Raw genomic sequence first — 25591 nt, 5'->3', positions numbered from 1 at the left:
TTTTTTCATTTAAGTACTTTTAAATACTACTACTTATCTTCCTTAAATTTACTGAAACAAATTAAGGCAATCAGGCACAACACGAAACCCACAATGCCATTAAGGCGTAAGCCATAATCATTACCAGGGTCTTTACCATAAATGGTTAGCATAGCAAAAATGGCTATTCCTAAGGTTTGGCCAAGTTTTACAAACAAATACTTCACCGCAAAAAACATCCCTTCATGGTTTTCTCCGGTTTCTAAAGTATCTTTTTGAGCAATATCTGCTAAAATTGCCGTTGGTAAGATGCCTAAAGCAGCCAATGGAAATGATGCAGAAAGCACCAACAGATAAATTTGAGTTTGTGGCGGTAATGGCAACTTCCCTAAAAAGAAAATCGTTATAAAAATGATGCAGAGTACTGCAAATGCCAGTAACACGAATGGCTTTTTGCCAAATTTCGCCGAACCAAAATTAACTATCGGATAAAATAAAAGCGAAAATAATACCATTGCACCCATAAACTTTCCGCCATCAGATTCTGGCAAACCGAGTAAAACTGTGCAAAAAAACAGCAACCCGCTCGATATTATGCTTAAAGCGGTATAAAAAGCAAAATCAGAGATTAAATAATATTTAAAATTGCCATTTTTAAATGTGCTTACAATAGCAGGCCACAGCGGTATGTGTGTAGGCTTTGCAGTTGAATATTCTTTTTCGTTAATAAAAATTATGGGCAGTAACATTACTATTCCTGATAAAATGCATAAGCCCCAAATAGCAATCTGTACAGCTTCACTTCTGTTGGCTACGCTAAAGTAACTTTCTACCAAATCGGCAAAATTATTTGTACAAGCCGATAAAATTATCCCTATAACGAACCCAACTTGTTGATAACTGGAGAGCTTAACTTTTTGGTTTGGGGTTTGTGTTACTTCTGCTAAAAGTGCGTTATAAGGTATAATATAGGTTGTTACAGAAACAAAGAATAGGCAGAGCATAATTGTTAACCACCACGCATTATGCAAACTTTCTCCTTTTTGTAATGGATAAAAAACTAAAGCGCAAAAAATCATAGCCGGGATAATTGCCCATTTCATAAAAGGCATCCTTCTGCCGTTCGGATTCTGGCTTGCATCACTTCTGGAAGCAATAAATGGGTCGAAAACGGCGTCAACTAATCTGCCAGATGCAGCTATAATGGAAAGAATATTAAAGGCCCCAAATAATACCAACTGTGGTACTAAGGTGGGTAATCCTGCATTACTTGGTGGTAGATAGAAATAGGGTAACATCACAATGATAATGTTTGTCATTGTGCTCCAACCTATCATCCCGGCAGCATAAGCGATTTGTTTACCAAAGGAAAGCGATTTTAGATGCATTTTTATCATTAGGTGCTTACTCCAATTAGCTATAATAAGTTATTGTTTATAACTTTGAGTTTAGCAAATATACAATTGAATTATCTCTTATTACCATGATGATGTTTAGGAAAATTGTAGTTTTCTTGTATTTAATTTCTTTGTCTGTAGATAGCTTTTGCCAAAAGGCTTTTCCGCAGATAGACCATATGATTGATTCGGCCAAAAAAGTTGTAAATGTTGATTCGAGTAATCTATTATTTACAAAAGCATTAGCACAATCGGAGGCCGCTAATTACCAAGATGGTGTTGCGCAAGCCATACTTTACCAGGCTGTAAACTTTTATAATTCTAACGATTTTGTTAAAACACTCAAGTGGCTTGATAAATGGGAAGCAGTAATCTATAAAACAGAAAACAGCTTTAGAATTTCGCATTATTTAGCCTTAAAGGGAAGTTGTTATGGAGGTTTATTTTATTTCGATAAAAGTAATCAATATCTAAAAGAAGCTTTAATTTATGCTGATAAAATAAAAGATAATGATGAGCATTATAGTAGTTTAGGGCGGATTTATATAATAATGGGTACCAATTTAGAATTAGATTCTAAAAGAAAAAATAATCCTGATTCGGTGCTGTTTTATAAAAAGAAGAGCTATTTAATGCAGCGTAAAATTATCGGCGGTGGCTCTAATAAAGTTGGTTTAATCATTCAGACCATTGCCGTTGGAAATCAATTTTTAGAGATGGGCAGAGAAGATTCTGCTAAACATTATCTTCAAATAGGATTAGGACTAGCAAAACAGTATAACTTCGAAAAGTTTGCTGCTGAGTCTTATATCTCTCTAGGTTCAATTCAATATAAAAGAAAAAATTACGACAGTGCTTTAGTTTACTTCAACAAATTACATGCGGTTGCCTCGGAAACAAAAAATGGCTTATTGGTTAAAGATAGTTATGAATTATTATCAAAAACTTACGAGCAGCTCGGCAGGCAAATTGAGTCCGTTTTATACCTTAAAAAGTATAAAGCCATTTCAGATAGTTTAGCCAGAAAAAATAAATTAGAATCAACAATTCCAGCTGATATGCTTTTGGATGAGCAAGATAAGCAGCATAATAGTAAAGAGCGGAATTATATTTTTATCATCGCATGCTCTATCTGTTTACTCATTTTAGCAATTGTTATCATCCGTTTATTAATTTACAGGCAAAGCCGGATGCTTAAAATCCATAACGGAAGGCTTGAGGAGATGCAAATTAAACTAGAATCTGCACAAAATCCTACTTTAAAAGAACCAATAGATGAAAATGCGCTAAATGCTGTAATCCTTTTGGCGATGAATAACGACCCTGCATTCTTGATAAAATTTAAAGAAATTGACGGCCATTTTATTGAAAAATTAATGACTATCCAGCCAGCTTTTGTAACTTCCGATTTAATAATGTGTGCACAATTACGTCTTGGTTTCTATACTAAAGAGATTGCAAGGTATATGAAAATTTCTGTAAGAGCCGTTGAAAATAGAAAGTATAGAATTAGGAAAAAGCTAGATATTTCATCGAACGAAGACATTAATGTTTGGATGTTAAATCTTTAGTTTGTAGAGATTTAATTGCTTGAGCGTATTTGAGTAGGGCGTGAGTAGATAGTAGTAGTTGATTTTCTTTAAAAGAATTGAACTTTGTGATGAAATCTAACCGTCACAGAAAATGTATTACATCACATCCCATCGATTATTATCGATAGCAATTCAAAGAATTTTCCTGTCAGTAATTTTTTGTTCGTTTATCTATGCTACCAAAGCGCAACCTTTACCTTTTTTCGGCGAAACATCTAATGGCAATTCTATCAGTTTAAGACGAATTTTAGATTGGGGAAAAGAAAACAAATTTAAATTTGATAAGGTCTTCGAAAATTATGGTTCAGAGTTTGATTTTCAGAGATTTCATCCTAACTACCCTTCTTTCCAATTAATTGCTTCTAATTCAAGCTTAGTTTACACTAGAACTAATACCGCGAAAATTAACTGCTTTGAAGATTTTTTTACCCTTGTATTAGATGATTCTGTTTTTCTTTTAATGATTCCCGTGGCCATTACAGCATTTTATTTTCTTCGGAAGAAAGTGTAGAAGCCTACTATTTTTTACGCCTTAAAAAATTGGTTATAAAGTAAATGCATAAAAAACCAACAAAAATATAAAGCCCGTTTAAGGCCGCGTTCGGGTCATCAGCATAAATACTAAAAGCCACAAAAGTATAGGCGGCAATAAAGATAATTGGTAAAACCGGGTATAAGGGTACAGTATAAATGGTCTTTTTATCAAGATGTGCAGTACGCTTTCTTAATATAAAAATTGTTGCCGCAGAACTAGCCATGCTAATGCTTTCCAAGAAAATTGTATAGTTTAAAATCTTATCGAAGGTTTTTGCATAAAAAATTATAATAACCGAAATAAGCGCAAAAACAGTTAAACTCACACTTATCACTTCTGTTCTTTTGTTCATTCGGCTAAACACTTTTGGTAAAGCCCCTTCTTCTCCCATAGCAAACATTGCCCTTGGGTTGCTTAATAAATTTACGTTTACGTAACCCATAACTGAAACAAAAATAATTACCGAAAGCATCTTAAAACCTGCCGGGCCAAATATTTTGGAAGCAAGAATTGCAGCAATACTCTCAGCAGTTTTTAATTGCTCAAAACCAATTACTTTAACGTAAACATAATTCAGCGCCATGTAAAGCGTAACAATTATGGTTAAACCGATGATTATTGAACGTGGTATAACCTTTTTTGCCTCAGTAACTTCGCCACCAAAATTTATAGTTTGGGCATAACCTGCATAAGAGAATGAAACCGCAATTAAACACAAGCCTAATGCTTTACCATAATCTGCCCAACTCGGTAAGCTGTTATTTGTAATTTTAAAAACGGGTGTAATGCTTTGTGTGGTTTCAGCAAAGAAAATGGCGCAGATTAAGATTAAAATTAAACCAATTTTAATAAGTGTTAATACATTTTGGGTTTTAGAGCTTGCTTTTAAGCCTAATAAGTTGATGAAATAAAAAACCAAAATCGTTGTTATTGCTATTGCTACCCGATAGGTTTCATTTTGCATATCGGCAGGCAGAATTATTTTACCCAAATATTCTGCACCTATTATAGAAATTGCCGCTACAGATGCAGCGCTTGAAATTAAAACTATACAATTTATAGCAAAGGCAATTGATGGATGGTATGCTTTTGAAAAGATTTTATAATAACCACCAGTAACAGGTAATCGTGAACCAATTTCGGCATAAGTTAAAGCACCGCAGAAAGCTACAAAACCTCCTATAAACCATGCTAAGTAAAATAATTCTGGAATTTGAGCTTTCGCTGCCACGTTTACGGGCGTACGAAAAATGCCCATACCTATAACCAAACTCACCACTATCATGGATAAATCAAAGAGCGAAAGTTGCTTTTTTTGTTGCATCAAAAAGGGAAATAAAATATGGGTTGAAGATATGAAAATATGGTGGATGTACGATGTACGATGTTTGGGGGATGATGTGAAATGTAGGATGGGGAATTGATTGTAGTTCGTTCATTATCCATTTTACTTTTTACATATCGATTGTTGAAATTACTTTCCTCTGCTTGGAAGATAAATTCTTCTAAAATGCCTATTTTAGCAAAGTTTTTTACCCCGATTGCAAACAACATAATTTATGGCAGAAGTAATTTATAACGACGATAGTATTCGCTCATTAGATTGGAAAGAACACATCAGATTGCGCCCCGGTATGTATATTGGTAAGCTTGGTGATGGTTCTGCACAAGACGATGGAATTTATGTTTTACTTAAGGAAATAGTAGATAACTCTATAGATGAGTTTGTTATGGGTACCGGAAAAACCATCGAAATCACAGTTTCTGAACAAAAGATTAATGTCCGGGATTATGGTCGGGGTATCCCTTTGGGTAAAGTTATCGATTGCGTAAGTAAAATTAATACCGGAGGTAAATACGATAGTAATGCTTTCCAAAAATCTGTTGGTTTAAATGGTGTGGGTACAAAAGCTGTTAATGCTTTATCTACCAGTTTTACAGTACAATCTTATCGTGATGGAAAAACTAAAAAGGTAGAGTTTTCGAAAGGAGAGATTGTAAGCGAACAGCCGGTTATTGATACCACTCAGCGAAATGGTACGGCGATTACTTTTTATCCAGATGAAACTATTTTTAGAAATTACCATTACATACCAGATTTTGTAGAAAGTATGGTTTGGAATTATGTATTTCTGAATACAGGTTTAACCATAAATTTTAATGGTCAGAAGTATTTTTCTGAAAGAGGTCTTTATGATTTGCTTTCTAAATTTAACAAACCTGAAGAGATACGTTATCCAATTATACACATGGTTGGTAACGATATCGAAATTGCAATGACTCATGGTCAGCAGTATGGCGAAGATTACCATTCTTTTGTAAACGGGCAACATACAACACAAGGAGGAACGCATCAGGCAGCTTTTAGGGCTGCAGTAGTTAAAACCGTACGTGAGTTTTTCAAAAAGGAATTTGAAGCATCTGATGTTCGTTCATCAATTATTGCAGCCATTTCAGTTCGTGTTCAAGAGCCCGTTTTCGAATCGCAAACAAAAACCAAGTTAGGTTCTCAAAATATGGGTCCTGATGGGCCATCGGTGGCTACATTTATCAACGATTTTGTTAAAAAAGAATTGGATGATTATCTGCACAAAAACCCTGATGTTGCTGATGCCTTGTTAAAACGCATTAACCAATCCGAAAGAGAACGTAAAGATATTGCCGGCATTAAAAAGCTGGCAAATGATAGAGCAAAAAAAGCATCATTACATAATAAAAAGCTTCGCGATTGTAAGGTACATTTTAACACAACACATGAGAAGCGATATGAAACAACTTTGTTCATTACCGAAGGTGATTCTGCATCTGGCTCAATTACAAAATCTCGAGATGTAGATTGTCAGGCTGTTTTCAGTTTAAAAGGAAAACCCCTAAACTGTTACGAATTAACGAAAAAGGTTGTTTACGAAAATGAAGAATTTAACCTTTTACAGCATGCTTTAAATATTGAAGATGGTTTAGAGGGCTTACATTACAACAATATCGTAATTGCTACTGATGCCGATGTTGATGGTATGCACATCAGATTATTAATGATGACTTTCTTTCTTCAGTTTTTTCCTGATTTGGTAAAAGCAGGACATGTTTACATATTACAAACACCGCTTTTCAGGGTTAGAAATAAAAAAGAAACCATTTACTGTTATAGTGATGAAGAGCGAAAAAATGCAATTCAGAAACTTGGCAATAAACCAGAAATTACTCGTTTTAAAGGTTTGGGTGAAATTTCTCCAGATGAATTTGGTTTGTTTATCGGTAAAGACATCAGGCTTGACCCTGTTATTTTAAAAGACCAAACCATTAAAAGTTTGCTTGAGTATTATATGGGAAAAAATACGCCGGATAGACAGCAACACATTATTAGAAACCTGCGTGTTGAAAAAGATGAAGTAACTGAGGAGCCGAAAATTATTGATGAAGTAGCTTAAATTAAAAACTTGCATTATTGAATTTGTTAGGGTATTTTTGTTAGTACCAAACCATTAAACACATCCCTGTTGTTTGATTGATTTTCCGTGATTTTGACAATTATGTTTCATAATTATTAAAATCAAACCGCTTGAAATCTACCCGAAATTCTGCCACAAAATATTTAATCATAGTGCTTTTAATTTTAGTTGTTTTTGCAATAAGTACAGGCTTGTTCATAAATTTTTCTAAAGTGCCACTATTAAAATCGGTTCATAAAATTGTTCGGGTACAGAATGATTTTACGAAGCTGGATAGCTGTATTTTTAAACTCTACAACGCAGAAAATAGCTGCAGAATGTATGTTGTTAGTGGAAATAAAAAATACTACGATTTATACGTAAGTCAGATAAAGGAAATTACCACAATACTGGATGGCATAGAGAGTGATAATGAAAATGAAAAAGCCAGTCAAACTGATAACTTTAACGCTTTAATTGTACAAAAGGAGTTAAGAACCAATCAATTTATCCACCTAAGGAAGCTTGCAGATAGTCTTATTAATTTCTCTGTTAAGGTGGATGATAGAGTTGATGTGGAAGATCCGAAAGAAAATTTATTTACAACCAGGCAATTTAAAAGCATAGTAACCATTGATACTATAAAGCCAGCAGCTGTAGCCCAAACAAGGAGAAAGCTATTAGGGAGAATCTTTGCTGCAATTGGAAACAAGAAAGCTAAAGCGGTTGATACCTCAAAATCCACCTTGGTTAAAACGGCTATCTCTGCTGATACCTCGTCTGTAAGCATTGCCTATAACAAACTTCAGCTCAAATTAATTAACGATTATTACAAAAAGCTTTATCGTTTAAATAGAAATTTGAAGTATAAGGAATGGGCGCTTCTGGATTTAAACCATCAAATAATTGAAACCATTGTTAAAAATCTGAATCAATATAAGGTTAACGAAAAAACCTATTACGATACTATACAGGAAGATTTAAATGTTAAAACCTTTAAAACCGTAGATAGACTGGATAAATTCACGAAGGTTTTACTCGGATTATCGTTTCTATTGCTAATCTGCATTCTGTATGCAATTTATAGATTATACCGTAAAGAAATTGCACTAATTACTTACAGCAATAAATCAAAACTATATGCCCTTTCTAAAAGTAGGTTTTTAGCAAACATGAGTCACGAAATACGTACGCCGCTTAATTCTATTGTGGGCTTTTCTGAGCAACTAACACAGGTAAACTTGCCTGCAGAGCAAAATGAGCAGGTTTCAGCTATTCGTAAATCATCCGTTATGCTGCTCGATGTTGTTAATGATATTTTAGACTTCTCGAAATATGAAACCGGAAAAGTTAATTTCGAGCAACTCCCATTTTCTCCATTGGTTGCCATTGTTGATGTTTTCGACAGCATGAGGATTCAGGCGGAAAAAAAGAAACTTAATTTTGTAATTGCTGCACCAGCGGATAAGGATATTTATGTGCTTGGCGATTCGCTCAGGTTAAAACAAATTGTAATGAACCTTTTAAGTAATGCAATTAAATTTACGCAAAATGGTAATGTTACATTAAAGGCGGAACTTAAGAAAAAAGATGAAAAAAATGTATTGCTACAAGTTAGCGTTAGCGATACTGGTTCTGGTATAAGTGATGTAGACCAAAAGATTATTTTTGATGAGTTTGCCCAGGCCTATTATTCTTCTACAAAAGAAAAACAGCAAGGAACTGGCTTAGGTTTAGCCATCTGTAAAAAAATTGTTGAGTTTCATGGTGGTCATATTACTTTATCAAGTGAAGAAGGAAAAGGCTCTGTTTTTAGTTTTGAGATTCCTTATCAGTTAACAGATAAATCACTCAACGTTGAAGAAAAATCAGAACTCTCTGCAGAAGAGCTTCAAAGACTTGTTGGGAAAAATATTCTTGTGGCTGATGATAATGTTTTGAACATCCTTTTGGCTACAACAATTCTTAAGAAATACAAGCTAAACTTTGATGCAGCTAAAAACGGCCTGCAGGCATTTGAGCTTTTTAGCGAAAACAATTACGATATTATTTTAACGGATATTCAAATGCCTGAACTTGGAGGCATAGAACTTACCAAACTTATACGTTCTTATAGTAATGAAAGTAAAAGGAGTATTCCTATTTTAGGTGTTACAGCTAATGTAATGCAAGAAGATAGAGCTAAATACCTTGAATCTGGTATGAATGAACTGGTTTTAAAACCATTCCTCGAAAAAGAACTATTAGAGAAAATTTTAAAGTTTGTTTAAAATCTAAATTTAACCTTTTGGTGCATTGATGGTATCTTCAGGATGTTGTGGTGGCAACACATCTACACTCTTCTCTACAATGGTTATTTTGGTAAAAACAGCGTACTTACTTGGGGCAATTCCGCCATCATATTTCTCGGCATAAGCCTGAGTAAATTCGGCACCGAAGTATAAAATTACGGATGTGTAGTAAATCCAGAGTAATATTACAATAATAGAACCTGCGGCACCAAATGCAGAAACAGTAGTTCCTTTTTCTATGTATATACCGATTAAATATTTACCCAGGCTAAAAAGCAAAGCAGTAAATAATGCACCAATAATTGCTGATTTCCATTTGATATTCACATCGGGCAGTACTTTAAATATGATCGTAAATACAGCGGTTACCGCAGCAAGCGTTAAAGCATTATTTAAAATATAGATCAGTAAAGCCATAGTATCGTTGGCTACAGGAATAACCTCATCTATTTCTGTTTGAGATATTAAGGACACTAATTTATCGCCTAGGCCAACAACCAGGCTATTTATAACCAATGATACCAATAGTAAAAAACCCATTGATACAATTAGGGAGAAGGATAATAGCCTATTTGTAAGCATTTTTAACCAGCCTTTTTTAGGCATGGCTTTAACTTTCCAAATCAGGTTTATGCTATCCTGAATTTCGATAAAAATAACAGTAGCTCCGATAATTAGCGTAGTAATACCAATAATTAAACCGATGGTAGATTGACCTGATTTATTGGCATTATCTACAAAGCCTTGTATTTGCGTTGCCGCATCAGGGCCAACTAAATCAGATATTTCATTAAAAAATTTATCTCTGGTTTTCATTGCTTCGCCAAAAAAAAGGGTTGCTGAAGCGAGTATAATTATGATTAAGGGCGTAAGCGAAAAAATGGTGTAATAGGCAAGGGCGGCACTCAATTTCATCACTCTATCTTCTGCAAAACCCTTTCCTGCGGCTACAAGCAAATGATATAATGCAATAAAGAAGCTTTTTATTTTATTGAGTAATTTCATAAATCGATTAAAACGGATATCCGATACCAATATTAAAAATTAAATTCTGTCTGCGCCAATCTTTGTTTCCGAAGGAGATATCATCAAATACCCATCTCTGTCCCTCGGGTAAGTATGGTTTGCGTATTGGAAAGGCAACATCTAAGCGAACTACAAATATAGTGGCATCTACACGTAAGCCTGCACCCGTACCTACAGCTAACTCATTTAATGTGTTTTTTAGTTTAAATTCTGAACCCGGTCTAAGCGGATCTTCTTTTCGCAACCAAACGTTACCAGCATCTACAAATAATGCGCCATATAAAACACTTACCAGTTTAAAACGTAATTCAGAATTAAGCATTAATTTAACATCACCACCTTGGTCTGCAAATAGGGCATTATCCGGAACTTTATATGTTCCCGGGCCTAAGGTTCTGGCTGGAAATGCCCGGATATCATTACTTCCGCCGGCAAAAAACTGTCTGACAAATGGGAGCGAGGTACTATTACCATAGGCATAGCCATAACCAATATTTAATCTGTTTGCCCAGGTTACATTTCTGTTAACTTTATAATAATCCCTTAAATCAGCTTCTAAACGAACAAATTGTGTAAGTGGTGTATTAAACAAAGTTTTCTGACCCAAATTATTTGTTGGTGTAAATAATCCCCAAACATTACCACCGGTTTCAATCCCACCAAAGAAATATGTATTATTTCTTCTGTTAGTTTCCATCTGGTTGGTATAGGTAAAATTGTAGTTGCTACCAATAATAAATTGATTTTCTAGAGTTGCTCTTAGTAATGGATTTTCTGTAAAAAGTCTGGTTCTCGTAGTATCAGATGGGAAACGTGTAGAAATATAACTAAGGGATATAGGATTAAAATTATGCTCTTTGTATAAGTTCTCCTTAAAATTATACCCAAACTCACCTTTAAATGCGTTTAAAGTGTACTCGCCACCTCTATTTAACATCTGATAAGAAAGAGAAGCAATTGTTTTTGGTATAAATGCAGTAGTACTATTTGGTTTGTAAAACGGAACAATAAACCTTGGGAAGGTTAATTTTCCTTCTGCTGTTAGCGATAATGAATTTCTACCTAAAGATGTTCCTCGTGTTTGCGTTTCAAAACCTCCGCTAACGCTTACATCCAATTGTTCTGCACCTCTAAAAAGGTTTCTGGTGGTTTGCGTAACCTTAACTTCAGAGCCTACAAAGTTGTTAGATTTACTGGTTCCGGTAACTGAAAAAGTTAAAGAGTTTTTCTTTAAAGGCGTTAGATAAATATTTAAATCTAATTGATTGTTTTTGAAACTATCCACAGGTAAAAACTCAGCTCTTACATCCTGAAAGGCATTTATATTAACCATTCTATTTAAAGATTGGTTATGATCTCTACGGTTGTATAATTCGCCTTTCTGAAAGAAAACTAAACGATCAAATAACCTTGGTTTAAAGGTGTTCCTATCATCATAAATATTAAAATCGTGGTATTGTAAGGGTTGCAATTTCCTTAAGGCAGAGTCTCTCCTTAAAGTATAATTTGGATATATGTTGATGTTTTTGATTGTATAAGGTTTTACACCTGCATCCGGTGCAATATCTTTAACCTTAACCGTTACATTCACCAGGTTTTTACCTATTGTACTATCAACCTGCATTATTAGGTAATCCGGGCTGAAATAAAAATAACCGTTTTCCTTTAAATCGTTATCAATTCTAATTCGCTCGTTTTTATAAACATCCAAGTCATAATAATCGCCAACTTTTAAAAGCGTTTTTTCTTTATTCTGGTTGATGATTCTGGTTAAAACTCCTGAATCTGGCGGGAAATTTACCTTATTTATTTTATATCTATTACCTGTAACTGCAGTGTAAATGGCTTTAGCTTTTTTATCTTTTACTACAGTATCTCCGGTAACCGAAGCTTGCAGATAACCTTCGCTAATCAAATAACTTGTTAAAACATCGTTGTTATATTTTAACTTAACCTCACTTAAAAGTACAGGTGGCTCACCTTGTTTTCGTAACCAGTTTTTAAAACCTTTTGGTTTTTTGGGTTCGCCTGCAAGATTATAAATGCCAAGTTTATATTTTATACCAAGTATAGATTTATTTGGACGAGGACGGGTTTTGCTCTCCAAATCTGCTTTAACCTGTTTTTCGTCTTCTATTTTTCCAGCAGAATCAGGATTAATTTTAACCTCGGCACCAGTATATAATGCTTGCCCGGGTTTTAAAGATTTTGTACTACTACAACCCGCATAAACTAAACAGGCCAATAAAAATAAAAGCGGTCTAGTTAGTTTTCTCATCTTGTGCTTTCTGTTCAATGTTTCTAGTTCTTCTTACTCGTTTCTTTTGAAATATCTCTTTAAATTTATTGTAGTCTACAACCAGGGTAAAACCTAAGCCGGTTTCAATAATCTGACCTTGTACAATAACATCGTTCTGGTTTCTTCTGTAAGCTCTTAAGCGGTATCTTCCATCAGCCGATAAAGCATATTCTACGTTAACGTTTCCTGCTATATCGGTCGATTTTTCTCCGGGGGCTTGTGGTCCTTCCAAAGCAAAAGAGCTTCCAACCGAAACAGTTAATCTATCATTCAATAATTTTTTTGATAAACCAACTTCTAAATCTGTTTTTTGCTGTAAAGAACCAGTTGAGTAATCTTCTGATGAATTCACACCAAAATTTAAATCAACACCTTGTATCAAATCAGATGTTAAGTTATTTAATTGCTCTGTTAACAACTTGCTTACACTTGAGCGTGCAAGTGTAGAAACACCGCCACCGCCGCCGGCTAAACTTTGGAACGGGTTACTGGCAATAAATCTGTTTAGAGCCAATAAAGCGAAAACTTGTTTGTTTAACTCACTCTCATTACGGTTAACGTTAATTAATTTGGTGTAAACCTGTCCACTCAGTGCATTACGTTCATTTTCTGGCAAATCTATTTTAAAAGAAATGGTAGGTTTCAATAATTCGCCTTTCATCATTAAATAAACCTGAAATGGCAATTTGGTTTTAGCTTCGTAAAGATCTGGCTGATTCAACAAATCGATTGGCGCTGCATTTACTTCGTATAACGCACTCAAATTAACGTTTGCAGTTGTTGGTTCACCAGTCCAGTTTATTGTACTACCTTTTACTAATCTAAATGCTTTTTTCCCTAACGGACCAACAGATAGGTTGTATGAACCATCTATAATTTCATAACGACCTGTTAAACTAACTTTGCCGCTTGGGTCTATGGTTGCATTCAGGTTAGCATCGCCTTTAACGTTTAAAGCATCACCATTTGATGGATCTACAACCACATTAAGTTCAGCCTCTGGGTCTACAATAATATTTGCGACCAGATTGATACCCTTAATTGGAGATTTACTTAGGCTATCTACTTTTAAAGCCCTTTGTCCGTTAAACGGTGGCGCATCTGCATCAATAAACTGAACAATACCTTCCTGATCTATTATGGCCGGGTCGTTTGCAGGCAATGCAAAAAAGAATTTAGTTCCTTTATTTACATTTACCTTCATATTTACATCTGGTTGGTTTAAATCGCCACGAACTTTTATGTTACTGGTTAAAAACACAGTTCCGTAAATCATTTCATTATCTGCAGAAGTAGAATTTAATGCCCTGAAATTATCAGTTCTAATATCTAAACCGAAACGGTAGCTTTTGTAGTCTTTTGTGTAAACCTTACCATTAATGGTTGCTTTTTGGTTTAAAGAATCTATCAATGTAAAGTTATTGAAACTGATGCCTTCATTCGTAAACGATATTTTCTCATTAGGCATTCTGAAATAAGAATTTACATAAGCAACATTTATTCCTGCATTGTTAAAAGTTAAATCACCCAAAATTCTTGGAGCAGTTAAAGCGCCTTTAACTGTAAGCGCACCAGTTAAGGTTCCGGTTCCATTTTTTAGCTGACCTTGAGATAAACTCTCAATGTTTTTCATCTCGATTTTATCGATATTAACTGTTAAATCTAATGCACTTTGCGGAGCAGTGTAATAAAAACCATTTACCCTTAAATCATGCACACCACTTAAAGCAACATTTACTTCAAATGCATTTTGAGTATTATTATTAACCGCAACACGTAAAGTACCAAGTTGATCTTTTTGATAGCGTAATTGATCAATAGTTAGGTTTGCTTCAAATTTTGGTGTACTTGCCAAATCTTTAACATTTGCAGTGCCATTTAATCTGCCTCCAACCAAAGTCGTGTCTGTTTCAGCAAACTTGGTCAAAGTTTCCAACTGAAAATCTTTAAACTCAACATTTAAAGGCGCATTAGGTTGCGTTGGGTTACTATTTATAGATAGCGATTGACCGCTGTTGCTAATTTGAAATTGGTTAACCACAATACCTGAAGCACCAAATTGGATATAATTATCTTGCGAAACCATCCATTTTTGGTAATCTAAAAGAAGCTTTTGCGGGTCTAAACTAAATTTAAAATCTTTATTTATCGATTGGAAATTTCCACCAATAACGTATTTGTTTTTTAACTGTCTGTCTCTAAGAAAAATATTTACACCTAAGATGTTATTAGCAGCATCGCCACTAACTTCTGTATTAAATAACGAAACAGAAGGGCTTTGAAGGCGCTTTACTGTTAAGCCATAATCCAGTTTATTATTTTGATTGTTGATGTTTAAAACCGTTGTATCAACTTTAAAATCGCCGTAAACTACTTGAGGAAAATTACCTTTTATTTGCAAACTATCCTTTTGAGTATCAATTAAGCCGTAAAACTGCGAGGTTTTGAAAACAGTTAGTTCTGGTACAAACTGTTTTAGTAATTTAGAATCGTAAACCTGCACAAAGAAACGCATGCGTTGATCTGGTATTTTGGTCACTTCTCCAAAAGCATAGTATTTGTTAATTTGGTTAATTATAGCGTTTCCAACTTTTGTAAGTTGATATTTTCCATCAATTTTAGCAGATAAGATTTCAGATTTTAAACTCAATGCATTTTCTGTAGCAGTTGATTTTGCAACAAGTGAAATGGTATCTACATTAATTTTTTGAGCTTCTTTAACCAATTGTAAGCTCGTAACATTAACAGTTCCGTTTAGGTAATCAGCATCCGCAGTTTGTAAATCAACTTTAACAATTCCGGCCGCACTAAGCAAAGTCGGACTGAAATTTAATGCCTGAAGATTAACTTGTTTAAGGTCTAAATTTGCTTTTATGGCTGGATATTTTCCTGCCATATTTACTTTAGCATCTAAGTTAAAATTGGCATTGCTATCGGGCATGTTACTTTTAATGTTGACGTTTTGGTTGGCGTAAGTTCCGGCTAAACTTAAATTGCGGTAGGTGTATTTATTGTAGTAGGCACTTAAAACTTTTGCATTAAACTTTGCATTTATTTTTTTAGGGTCTAGACCCGTTCCCGCAACATTTGCTTTAACTGTAACGCGGCCAAGCTTGGGTTGCATTTTCAGTAATCTGCCAACATTAAAATTGTTTAGACTAACATCTGCTTTGTAACTCTCTCGTCCTTTCGGGCCATTCATTCCGGCAATTACAACTGCAGCACCCATATCCGTTTGGATATTCATGTTGGTGTTAAAATCAGTCATCGAGCCTTTAAAATTGCCTTTTGCGTTAATAACGTTTGGCAATTCAATTGATGGTGGGAGTGATTTTTTCGGTACGGCAACTAAAATATCGCTTTTTGTAACGTAAAGTTTTTTAATATTTAAATCGAGGAAGGTTTTATTAATATCGGGTAAACCTTTAGCCGTTCCACTAATATCAATTTGAGTGTTTTTTAAGCCGCTAATTTGCAACCTCGGAATGTTAAGATTATTTAAATATCCGTTAACCTCAGCGTTCAGTTTAATCTTTTCGTTACGATAATTTGCCGGGATGGCATCACTAAAATATCCGGCATCTTTTAAACCAATTGTAGTGTTTTTAAATGCAAGGTTTAATTTAACCTTTTCAGGATGTTTCGTTAAATCATCCATTGAAGTGAAATTTAATTCAGTAGCATTTTCTATAGTAGTATTCGGCGTTTTTAAAACAAAATTGCTTAATTTAATTTGTTTGTCGTTATAAATTGCATCGCCTTTTAATTCGTTTAAAGCAAAACCGCTTTTCTCTTTTAGCGATCCATTTTTAACTTTAGCTGTAATCCCAGCTGCACTGTAATTTACATCGCTTGCGCCAAAATTTAACCCCGAAATTAGTAAATGGTTAAAATCCATGCCCTTTGCGGCAGGTTTTGCAGCCAGATTGTCAAATTGAATATTGTTCTCAGCAAGGCTGATGTTTTTTATAATCAATCCTAATGGAGATTTCTCCGGAACAACCGTGTCTTTTACCTTCTTCAAATCGTTACTTGGAGCAGGTTTAAATGCAAAAAGTATATTGGATTTGTTTAATCTAGCATCATCAACAGTATATTTGCTATCGGTTAAATCAACTTTTAGGTTCACTAAACCCAAATCATTTACATCAGCAACTGCTTTCGTTGTAGATATTTGGTCGTCATAACTCACTTTAACATTCGAGAATGCAAAATTTTCCACTTCAATTAACGGAAGTTTGCCTTTCTCCTTTTCAGCACTATCAACACTATTTGTAACATGCTGTACGAGTTTAACAAGTGGTTTTTGCTGCAGATATTTAAGTGAGGTATTATTAAGTGTTAAATCTTTAATTACATAATGCTGATTAGCTAAGTCGAAGGTTTTAAGCTTAGTTTTAAAAGCGCCTAAATATAATTTTACATCATTTCCGGCAACATCATCGCGGTAGGTTAAGCCAATATCTTCGAAAGAAACTTTATCAACAGAAAATTTGAGCGTTGAAGTGGTGTCTTTATCAACTTTCTCTTCGGGCTTTTTCTGGTCGCTCATAAAAGCATCTACCAAAAAAGAAAAGTTAAAAGTAGTATCCGGACTTATGCGTTTTACATTTGCCCGTATGTTTTTTAGTTCAATATTGTTAATCTCAACCGTATTATCCAAAAGCTTAAAAAGGCTAATGTCTACAGCTAATTTTTCTGCATAAAGTAAGGTGTCTTTGTTTCTATCTTCTATGTAAAACTTGTTTAAAACAACATCTTTAGGTAGTGCAATTTTTATGCTTTCTAAGCTAACTTCTGTTTTGGTTTTACCTTTAAGGTAGTTTATAGCCTTACCTTTTACAAAATTTTGTACTGCCGGAATGTTTAAAGAAAGGGCAATTGCAACAACAAGAATTATAATTGATGCAATAAACCATAATAATATTTTGAGTCCTTTACGTACGTATCTATTCAAAGCTGAGATTGTTTGGTGTTTGTGAATTGCTAAAAACGTGCCACCAAATTTAATTTCGGGGCACAATTTATAATTAATACAAAAAATAGCTTAAATTGTTCGCCCGTTGTAAAAATTTAACACAATGGTTTTGTAATCACTTTAAAATGAAATCAATTAATTTAAATATAACTTTTGAGCAATATGCTGGCGTAGAAGAATTAAGCAAAAGCGACCAAGAACTTTGTAGCTCATCTAAGCAAGCCCTCGATTCTTCTTATTCTCCATATTCTAAATTTAAAGTTGGCACAGCAATACGTTTAACAGGAGGTAAAATAGTTTTAGGCAGTAACCAGGAAAATTTGGCTTATCCTTCGGGTTTATGTGCCGAACGCGTGGCGCTTTTTTCTATAGGCTCAACATACCCTGATGCAGTAATTGAGAGTATGGCTATTACGGCTCAAACAGAAGCATTTGAAATTGTAAAACCGGTAACTTCCTGTGGCGGTTGCTTGCAGGTTATGGCAGAATTTGAGCGTAAACAGAACTCGCCAATTGCAGTAATTTTTTATTGCCTAAATGGCGAAGTGTTAAAAGTACATAGCGTTAAAGATTTACTGCCTTTTGGTTTCGTTGAAGATAGATTAGGCTCAAAAGCTTAATTTTTGGAAATGTACGGTTTCAGGTTTTTCGGTAACTGCAGTCCTGCTAACACTTCAAGTCCTCGCTCATGCTTCGCTGTGGGCTTTTCGCTTATATCAGGTTTATAAATTCAGGCAATTGCTTTTGGGTGGGGTTTAGCCATGAGCATTACCTTTTGTAATTAAACCCGATTGAAGTGAAAATCCTTTTTATTGCATTGTTCCATAATTAAACGCTCATTCTGAGGTACGAAGAATATGTTTCATCGTTTGCAGATTCTTCGTACCTCAGATTGACAGGAAGTTAAAAAGATTGCAATGGAAAGCGGGAGCAGAGCAGCCCACTAGCATAAAACCTGCTTTACAAATCTTTATTACCAAAATGTATCTCATAAATGTGAATAACCTATTTAGAGGTGTGCAATCATTTTTATTATATTTACGGCTGCCAATTTCTGTAAATAAATGAGTGAAGAATTAGAGCCTAAATTAAACGAAGAACATAAACATACGATTACGCCAATTAACGGTTTATACGAAAATTGGTTTCTTGATTACGCATCTTATGTAATTCTGGATAGGGCGGTTCCGCACATTAATGATGGTTTAAAGCCCGTACAGCGACGCATTATGCATTCACTTAAGGAAATGGATGATGGACGTTTTAATAAGGCTGCAAATGTAATCGGTAATACGATGAAGTACCATCCGCATGGCGATGCATCTATTGGCGATGCAATGGTGCAGATTGGTCAGAAAGATTTATTGATTGATATGCAAGGCAACTGGGGCGACCCGGTTACTGGAGATAGTGCTGCAGCACCCCGTTACATTGAAGCCCGTTTATCGAAATTTGCCAACGAGGTTGTTTTTAATCCGGATACTACAGCATGGCAGCTTAGTTATGATGGCCGTAACAATGAACCCATAACACTTCCTGTTAAATTTCCTTTATTACTGGCTCAAGGTGCCGAGGGCATTGCAGTGGGTTTGGCAACAAAGGTAATGCCGCATAATTTTATAGAATTAATTGATGCCTCGATTGAATCGTTAAAAGGTGTGCGTCCGAATATTTTTCCTGATTTTTTTACAGGAGGAATGGCCGACTTCTCAAATTATAACGAAGGGCAGCGAGGTGGCAGGATTCGTGTTCGGGCAAAAATTACCGAAAAGGATAAGAAAACTTTAGTAATTACTGAAGTGCCTTTTAGTACCACAACAGGTTCTGTAATTGATAGTATTTTATCTGCCAATGATAAGGGTAAAATAAAAATCAAAAAGATTGAAGATAACACGGCGGCCAATGTAGAAATTGTAGTGCATTTAGCGCCTGGTATTTCGCCGGATGTAACCATTGATGCACTTTATGCTTTTACGGCTTGTGAGGTTTCAATTTCTCCAAATACTTGTATAATTAATAACGATAAGCCACACTTTATGAGTGTGAACGATATCTTAATTGAAAATACAAAACACACCAAAAGCTTATTAAAACAAGAACTGGAAATTCGTTTGCACGAATTACAAGAGAAAATTTTCTTTAGTTCATTGTTAAAAATATTTATTCAGGAGGGAATGTATAAAAATCCTGAATATGAAAACGCTGCAAATTTTGATACCGTTGTTGAGGTTTTACAGTTATTGTTCGAGCCATTTAAGCCTTCACTTTACCGCGAAATTTTACCAGAGGATTTTAAGAAGCTAATCGATAAACCGATGAGTAGCATAACCCGTTTTGATGTGAAAAAGGCCGATGAGCAAATGAAAAACTTGGAAGATGAAATTAAGGTTGTAAAAAACCATTTGAAACATCTTACTGATTATGCTATTGCCTGGTTTCAAAAGTTAAAAGATAAATACGGAAAAGGCAGAGAACGTAAAACCGAAATTAGGTTATTTGATAGGGTTGAGGCAGCGAAAGTTGCACTTGCAAATATTAAATTATACATGAACCGGGAAGATGGTTTTATTGGTTCGGGTTTACGCAAGGATGAATTTGTTGCAGATTGTTCTGATATTGATGAAATTATAGTTTTCCGTGAGGATGGGAAATGTATAATTACTAAAGTTGCCGATAAAACTTTTGTGGGCAAAGGTATTATCCATGCCCAGGTTTTTAAGAAAAACGACGAGCGAACGGTTTACAACATGATTTATAAAGATGGTTCGAGTGGAACATCTTATATAAAACGTTTTGCGGTAGTTGGCGTAACACGCGATAAAGAATACGATTTAACTAAAGGCTCAAAAGGGTCGAAGGTTTTATATTTTACTGCCAATCCAAATGGCGAAGCTGAGGTTGTGAACGTTGCCTTAAAACCGCATTCAAAACTTCGTAAGCTACAATTCGATCAGGATTTTGCAGAAGTTGCCATAAAAGGTCGTGGTTCGCAAGGAAATATTATTTCTAAATATCCGGTTAAAAAAATCATACTTAAAAGTAAAGGTGTTTCTACCTTATCAGGATTAAAAATTTGGTATGATGATTTACTAAAGCGCTTGAATGTTGATGGAAGAGGCAAATATTTGGGTGAATTTGATGGTGATGATAAAATCCTTCAGGTACATAAAGAGGGATATTACGAGTTAAGTTCGTTTGAATTAAGCAACCATTTCGATGATGGCTTAATCTTGATAGAAAAATTTAATGCTGAAAAGGTTTTCGCTGCAGTACATTTTGATGGCAAAGCACAAAATTATTTTGTAAAGCGTTTTGTTTTTGAATCGCAGTCTGTAGGTAAAAAAGTACCTTTTATAAGCGAGGAGCCAAAATCAAGATTATTGTTTTTAACATCCAATCCGCTTTCTAAAATTATTGTTGAAGTTTTAAAAGGGAAAACCCAAATTCCTGAAACTTTAGATTTATTGCTGGCAGATTTGATTGATGTTAAAGGTTTAAAGGCAAACGGAAATCGTTTATCGCCACACGATGTTCAAAAAGTAGTTTTGGATGAACCAGCAACTGAAATTGAGCAGTCTGACGATGATCAGGAAGATGAAGGCAGTGAACAGACTGATGAGCAAACAGATGAAATTGAAAATGCTGAAGAAATAATAGTTGTGGATGCTAAAACCGAAGAATTAGGCGAATTTACTGAAGCAACACCAGCACCTGTGAAACCAAAGTTTGAGCGTAAAGCTGAGCCGGAGCTTAAGGAAGAAAAATCGCTAAAAGCAGAGCCGGTTATAGAAAAACCTGTCGAAACGATAAAACCTGAGCCGGTAAAACCTGAAATTTCTAAAGCTGAAGAGAAACCAAAACCAGTAGAAAAGCCTGCAAAGAAAGTAGATTTCGAAATCACTAACCCAAACGATATTGAGATTGATGATAAAGGACAATTGGGATTGTTTTAAATAATTAATTAGATATCGTTTTAAAACCTATATTTGCCATACTCAAAGGGGTGCTTTTTGAAAATGCATTGTCTGTTGCAATCAAAAGGCTGAGATTACACCCATTTAAGAGGTTTAAGGCATAGGAGTTAAGGTTTAGGGTTTTTATCCTTTACTTTATAACTCAAGCCTTTTACCTTTTAATGCACCTGATTCGGATAATGCCGACGTAGGGAAGAGGTTAAAGCTATTGCTGTTTCGCCCCTGAAAACAGTTTTCAATTATTTTATATTTTTTTGATTCATCAGCTTGGAGCTAGATTTCTGCTGTAAATCAAATTATTTAACATGTGTTGTAAATGAATTTTCAGGATTGGTTTAAACTTTTTGTTGAGCAAATTGCAAATACATCTATAGTGGAGTGGTTTGCGGTAGGTTTTGGGGTTTCAGAAGTATTATTGGCTAAAAAAAATAATATCTGGTTATACCCAACCGGCATAATTTCTATCTTGTTATCGATGTTTCTTTTGCTAAATGTAAAACTTTATGCAGAAATGTTGCTGAGCATTTATTATCTTATAATGAGTGTTTATGGATGGATAATCTGGAAAAAACGAAAAGAAGAAGGCGAAAATCAGGTATCCTGGAGCTCAAAAAAAGATTTAACGATAGCTGTATTAATTTCAACTGTTGGCTTTGCCGTCTTTTATTTCGCATTAAGAAATCACACTGATTCTGACGTGCCAATTTTAGATGCTTTTGTTTCGGCAACGGCTTGGGCAGGAATGTGGCTTTTGGCAAAACGAAAAATAGAAAATTGGATTTTTCTAAATATTTCCAATATCGTAGCTATCCCGCTTTTATTTCATAAAAAACTTCCTTTAATGGCTTGTTTAACTATCTTTTTGTTCGTGGTAGCCATATTTGGTTTTTTCGATTGGAAAAAAATTATCAATAAAAACAAATTAAAAGCTGCGGTATAATGAAAACTTTGACGAATACATACTGGCAAAAAACAGTTGCAGAATTTGCCGCTCAATCAGAAAAAATCGGTGAACTCCATCCCGAAATTTTAGCGATTGCTTATCAGGAAAATTGGTTTAAACTATTTGTACCGGAAGCTTACGGTGGTGCAGGTAAGAAACTTCCAGAAATTTTAAGGTTAGAAGAAGCGCTTGCTTATGCAGACGGTAGTTTAGGCTGGACCATCACACTTTGTGCAGGAGCGGCATGGTTTGCAGGTTTTTTAAATCCCGAACTGGCTCTAGAAGTTTTTGCTGATAAAGCAGTTTGCTTCGCCGGGAGTGGAGCAGTTGATGGCACAGCAGTTAAAATAGAAAATGGATATTTATTAAAAGGGCATTGGAAATATGCCAGTGGCGCTTTGCATGCTACCGTTTTTACAGCAAATTGTATCATTAAAAATCAAGATGGTACAGATGTTTTAGATGAAGATGGCAACCCAAAAATTATGTCTTTCATCTTAAAGAAAGATGAGGTTCAAATTTTATCAGGATGGTCTTACTTTGGCTTAGTTGCAACTGGTAGTCATGCTTTTGAGGTTAATAATTTAGAAGTTCCAGCAAACCGAACTTTTAAAATAAACAACGATATCAAATTTGATGAAGCTGGATTTGATTATCCATTTTTACAGTTAGCAGAAACTACACTTGTAGTAAATACTTTAGGCATGACAAATCATTTTATTGATTTGGTTGAGGAAGCTTTTCTTACAAGAAGCGGATTAAAAAGATATTCTGAGAAACAGCTTTTGTTCTTTAAATCAGAATTAAAAGCTTGTAAGGAGGATGTTGAAGAACTTCGATTTAACTTTTATAAAACTTTTGATGAATCGTGGGATGAATTACAGGTAAATCATTCTATTTCTAGCAATACTTTAGATAATTTGAGCTATGTAAGCCGTAAACTTGCCCACACCTGTTGGAGGGTTGTCGCCAAGTTATATCCATACGCTGGCTTGGAGGCTGCAAAAAAGGAAACTGAAATTAACAGAGTTTGGCGAGATATTCATACTGCCAGTCAGCATGCTTTATTAACTTTTATTGATTAATGCGATACCGTTTCTGGCTTAATATTATCCTTAAAATCTTTAAGTAGTTTGTCTAATTTTGGCTGGATAACAAAAGCACAGTATGGCTTACCTGCGTTTTTTGTAAAATAATTTTGATGATAATCTTCCGCCTCGTAAAAATCAGTTGCTAATGAGAGTTCAGTAATTATGGGCTTCTTAAATATATTTTCTTTGGTTAATTTATTTATAATTTCTTCAGCTTGTAGTTTTTGTTCATCACTGTTGTAAAAAATTATGGAGCGGTATTGAGCGCCGATGTCATTACCTTGCCTATTGAGCGATGTTGGCGTATGGGTTTTAAAAAACACCAGCAGTAATTCTTTAAAAGAAATGACATTTTCATCAAATTCAATTTGAATAACTTCGGCATGTCCGGTGTCACCATTAGAAATTTCCATATAAGTTGGGTGTTTTAAATTACCACCCATGTATCCAGAAACTATCCGTTCTACACCGTTTAATGTTTGAAATACAGCTTCAGTACACCAAAAGCACCCGCCGCCAAAAATTGCTGTTTGCATAGTTAATAAACGTAATCTTTTATAAAATGGTTTTACTATGCAAAGGAAAAGCGCCCATGCTTTGGCTATGGGGGCTCCGGTTATATCTTTCTGTCTTTCATCTTCTTTAACTCTTCCTGAAGATGTTTGCTATCTCGATTTTCTGCTTTAGATTTTTCTATTGCGAGTTTTTGATTTTTAATTGCTTCCTCATAAAATTCCAAACGGTATAAAATGTGAGCGAGTGTATCATAATATCCACTTATAGGATTTAATTCTATAGAACGCCTGCTCCAAATCATCGCTTTGCTTAAATGGTTAATGTTTTTGGTGCCAATCTCATAAAATTTGTAAGCTGCATTATTTAGTTCATTTGCATAGCTTGTAGATGTTGGGCCAACGGAGATTACAGATTGTGTATACGAAGTGGCGCCTTTAGCTTTCATTAAACTATCCATTTTCTCTTTTGATACGATGTTTTGGTTTAATATTGAAGGCAAGCCGCGTTTTTCCATCGCTTTACGCTCGTTAGCTTCCATTCTCTTTATACTATCGGCTCCGATTCTCATGTAGTAATTGTCGTAATGATATATAGCCGTTTGTAAGTATCTGGTCGTATCTTTCACAGCTAAATAGTAGCGCATCATCTGCGTGTCGAAACTTTTTTGCCCCCTCACATAATCATTAGTCCAGGTGCCTCTTGTAAAATTAGCTGCAGATTGTGCTTTCTGTAAATTTTTAGCTTTAATCGCATCATTCATGGTATTATTAATCATGAAATTATTGATTGCTGAGCGTTTGGCAAAAGGTTCTCTCTTGTAAATGCTATCAATTAATTTACGATTAGTATGAGCAAATTTAAAGGCATTTCCATCAATATGCGGTCCGGCTTCAAGGATGTATAATACAGTTTGATAATTGTTAAAGTCTTCAATTTTTAAATTTTGTACATAATCTTCTATCAACTCTGCATTATTGTTTATGCCAATTTTCTTTCTGGTATCAATCAATTTTTTGAGTAATTGTACATCATTTTTATCAGCAGCATATTCCTGTTCAAGTTCTGATAATGATTTTTCTTTCCATGCCTTTAAAGCATTATCAAGCATCAATATGTATCTGCTCTGCGATTTCGAATTGCCAAAATCTTTAAAAAATACTTCCTTATTAGAGCGTAGAAATATATAAGCAGGGAAAGTGCTAGTTGCCGATTTTGATAAAATACTTCTAATGGAAGTATCAGTCATGACTGTTTTGTAAGCGATAAAATTTTCATTTATTCTTTTTATTATTTCAGCATCATCAAAGGCAGAACTAAAATCTACTTTTGCACCTAAAGGCGTTACTGGTGCGGTTATACTTGGTGGCGAAACAATTAAAAGAACAGGTTTTACTTTTTTAACAGACTGTTCAACAGCTTTAGCCAATGTAGATTCTGTATTTAATTTTTGAGCTAAACAATTTACGCTAAGCAGAATTGCAAAGATTAAAGAGGTTAATTTGGTTTTCATAAGAGCTTAAAGATTTTGGTTAATATACAAAA

At 34.7% G+C, this 25591-nt stretch carries 15 protein-coding genes and 1 riboswitch; of the genes, 8 read left to right on the top strand and 7 right to left on the bottom strand.

Features of this window, described 5'->3' with window-relative positions; genetic code table 11:
• Window positions 1-29 precede the first annotated feature (29 nt).
• A complete protein-coding gene (locus LUA90_RS18620) occupies window positions 30-1376 on the bottom strand; it encodes an MFS transporter (protein ID WP_231492090.1) in 1347 nt (448 codons plus the stop codon).
• Window positions 1377-1492: 116 nt separating this feature from the next.
• Here LUA90_RS18620 and LUA90_RS18615 point away from each other — a divergent pair, with 116 nt between their 5' ends.
• Together LUA90_RS18615 and LUA90_RS18610 are read left to right on the top strand one after the other, a co-directional pair.
• Window positions 1493-2947, top strand: a complete 1455-nt coding sequence (locus LUA90_RS18615) for a tetratricopeptide repeat protein (RefSeq protein ID WP_231492089.1) — start codon at window positions 1493-1495, stop codon at window positions 2945-2947.
• 112 nt (window positions 2948-3059) lie between these two features.
• The gene (locus LUA90_RS18610) at window positions 3060-3479 is read left to right on the top strand and encodes a hypothetical protein (protein ID WP_231463457.1); all 420 of its coding nucleotides are present in this window, start codon (window positions 3060-3062) and stop codon (window positions 3477-3479) included.
• A 7-nt stretch (window positions 3480-3486) separates the two neighbouring features.
• Here LUA90_RS18610 and LUA90_RS18605 read toward each other — a convergent pair whose 3' ends face one another.
• A complete protein-coding gene (locus LUA90_RS18605; protein ID WP_231463455.1) occupies window positions 3487-4827 on the bottom strand; it encodes an APC family permease in 1341 nt (446 codons plus the stop codon).
• Between the two features lie 235 nt (window positions 4828-5062).
• On the opposite strand from LUA90_RS18605, the gene LUA90_RS18600 reads away from it, so the two are divergent.
• Window positions 5063-6931 carry a DNA topoisomerase IV subunit B gene (locus tag LUA90_RS18600; RefSeq protein WP_231463453.1) on the top strand — a complete coding sequence of 623 codons (1869 nt, stop codon included), beginning with the start codon at window positions 5063-5065 and terminating at the stop codon, window positions 6929-6931.
• Window positions 6932-7062: 131 nt separating this feature from the next.
• Entirely contained in the window at window positions 7063-9201 is a 2139-nt protein-coding gene (locus LUA90_RS18595) for an ATP-binding protein (RefSeq protein ID WP_231463451.1), read from the top strand.
• Window positions 9202-9210: 9 nt separating this feature from the next.
• Here the strand turns inward: LUA90_RS18595 and LUA90_RS18590 are convergent, their stop codons facing one another.
• Genes LUA90_RS18590 through LUA90_RS18580 form a run of 3 tightly spaced genes read right to left on the bottom strand, consistent with a single transcriptional unit; the run spans window position 9211 to window position 17504 of the window.
• The gene (locus LUA90_RS18590) at window positions 9211-10227 is read right to left on the bottom strand and encodes a YihY/virulence factor BrkB family protein (RefSeq protein ID WP_231463449.1); all 1017 of its coding nucleotides are present in this window, start codon (window positions 10225-10227) and stop codon (window positions 9211-9213) included.
• A 7-nt stretch (window positions 10228-10234) separates the two neighbouring features.
• On the bottom strand, window positions 10235-12526 hold the full coding sequence (locus tag LUA90_RS18585) for a BamA/TamA family outer membrane protein (protein ID WP_231463447.1): 2292 nt from the start codon (window positions 12524-12526) through the stop codon (window positions 10235-10237).
• Window positions 12510-17504: a translocation/assembly module TamB gene (locus LUA90_RS18580; protein ID WP_231492086.1), complete on the bottom strand. Its 4995-nt coding sequence runs from the start codon at window positions 17502-17504 to the stop codon at window positions 12510-12512. The genes LUA90_RS18585 and LUA90_RS18580 overlap by 17 nt, the downstream gene beginning before the upstream one ends.
• A gap of 146 nt (window positions 17505-17650) precedes the next feature.
• Between LUA90_RS18580 and LUA90_RS18575 the strand changes: the two genes are divergently transcribed.
• From LUA90_RS18575 to LUA90_RS18560, 4 genes are all read left to right on the top strand, one after another.
• Window positions 17651-18145 carry a cytidine deaminase gene (locus LUA90_RS18575; protein WP_231492084.1) on the top strand — a complete coding sequence of 165 codons (495 nt, stop codon included), beginning with the start codon at window positions 17651-17653 and terminating at the stop codon, window positions 18143-18145.
• 444 nt (window positions 18146-18589) lie between these two features.
• Window positions 18590-21478 carry a DNA gyrase/topoisomerase IV subunit A gene (locus LUA90_RS18570; RefSeq protein ID WP_231492083.1) on the top strand — a complete coding sequence of 963 codons (2889 nt, stop codon included), beginning with the start codon at window positions 18590-18592 and terminating at the stop codon, window positions 21476-21478.
• A gap of 36 nt (window positions 21479-21514) precedes the next feature.
• Window positions 21515-21710: riboswitch (TPP riboswitch) on the top strand.
• A gap of 105 nt (window positions 21711-21815) precedes the next feature.
• Window positions 21816-22439, top strand: coding sequence for a nicotinamide riboside transporter PnuC (gene pnuC / locus LUA90_RS18565; protein ID WP_231492082.1), 624 nt, complete (start codon window positions 21816-21818; stop codon window positions 22437-22439).
• The gene (locus LUA90_RS18560) at window positions 22439-23527 is read left to right on the top strand and encodes an acyl-CoA dehydrogenase family protein (protein ID WP_231492080.1); all 1089 of its coding nucleotides are present in this window, start codon (window positions 22439-22441) and stop codon (window positions 23525-23527) included. The genes pnuC and LUA90_RS18560 overlap by 1 nt, the downstream gene beginning before the upstream one ends.
• On the opposite strand, the gene msrA is transcribed toward LUA90_RS18560, so the two are convergent.
• Together msrA and LUA90_RS18550 are read right to left on the bottom strand one after the other, a co-directional pair.
• Window positions 23524-24069 carry a peptide-methionine (S)-S-oxide reductase MsrA gene (gene msrA, locus LUA90_RS18555; RefSeq protein WP_231463434.1) on the bottom strand — a complete coding sequence of 182 codons (546 nt, stop codon included), beginning with the start codon at window positions 24067-24069 and terminating at the stop codon, window positions 23524-23526. The two genes, LUA90_RS18560 and msrA, sit on opposite strands and share 4 nt — an antisense overlap.
• Window positions 24070-24149: 80 nt before the next feature.
• Complete coding sequence (locus LUA90_RS18550) at window positions 24150-25559, bottom strand: hypothetical protein (RefSeq protein ID WP_231463433.1); 1410 nt, start codon at window positions 25557-25559, stop codon at window positions 24150-24152.
• Between the last annotated feature and the right edge of the window lie 32 nt (window positions 25560-25591).

Origin of the sequence: Pedobacter sp. Leaf170 (genome assembly GCF_920984665.1) — a bacterium.
Taxonomy (GTDB): Bacteria; Bacteroidota; Bacteroidia; order Sphingobacteriales; family Sphingobacteriaceae; genus Pedobacter.
The sequence above is the reverse complement of the archived record's forward strand: the minus strand, read 5'-3'. Positions and strand labels throughout refer to the sequence as shown.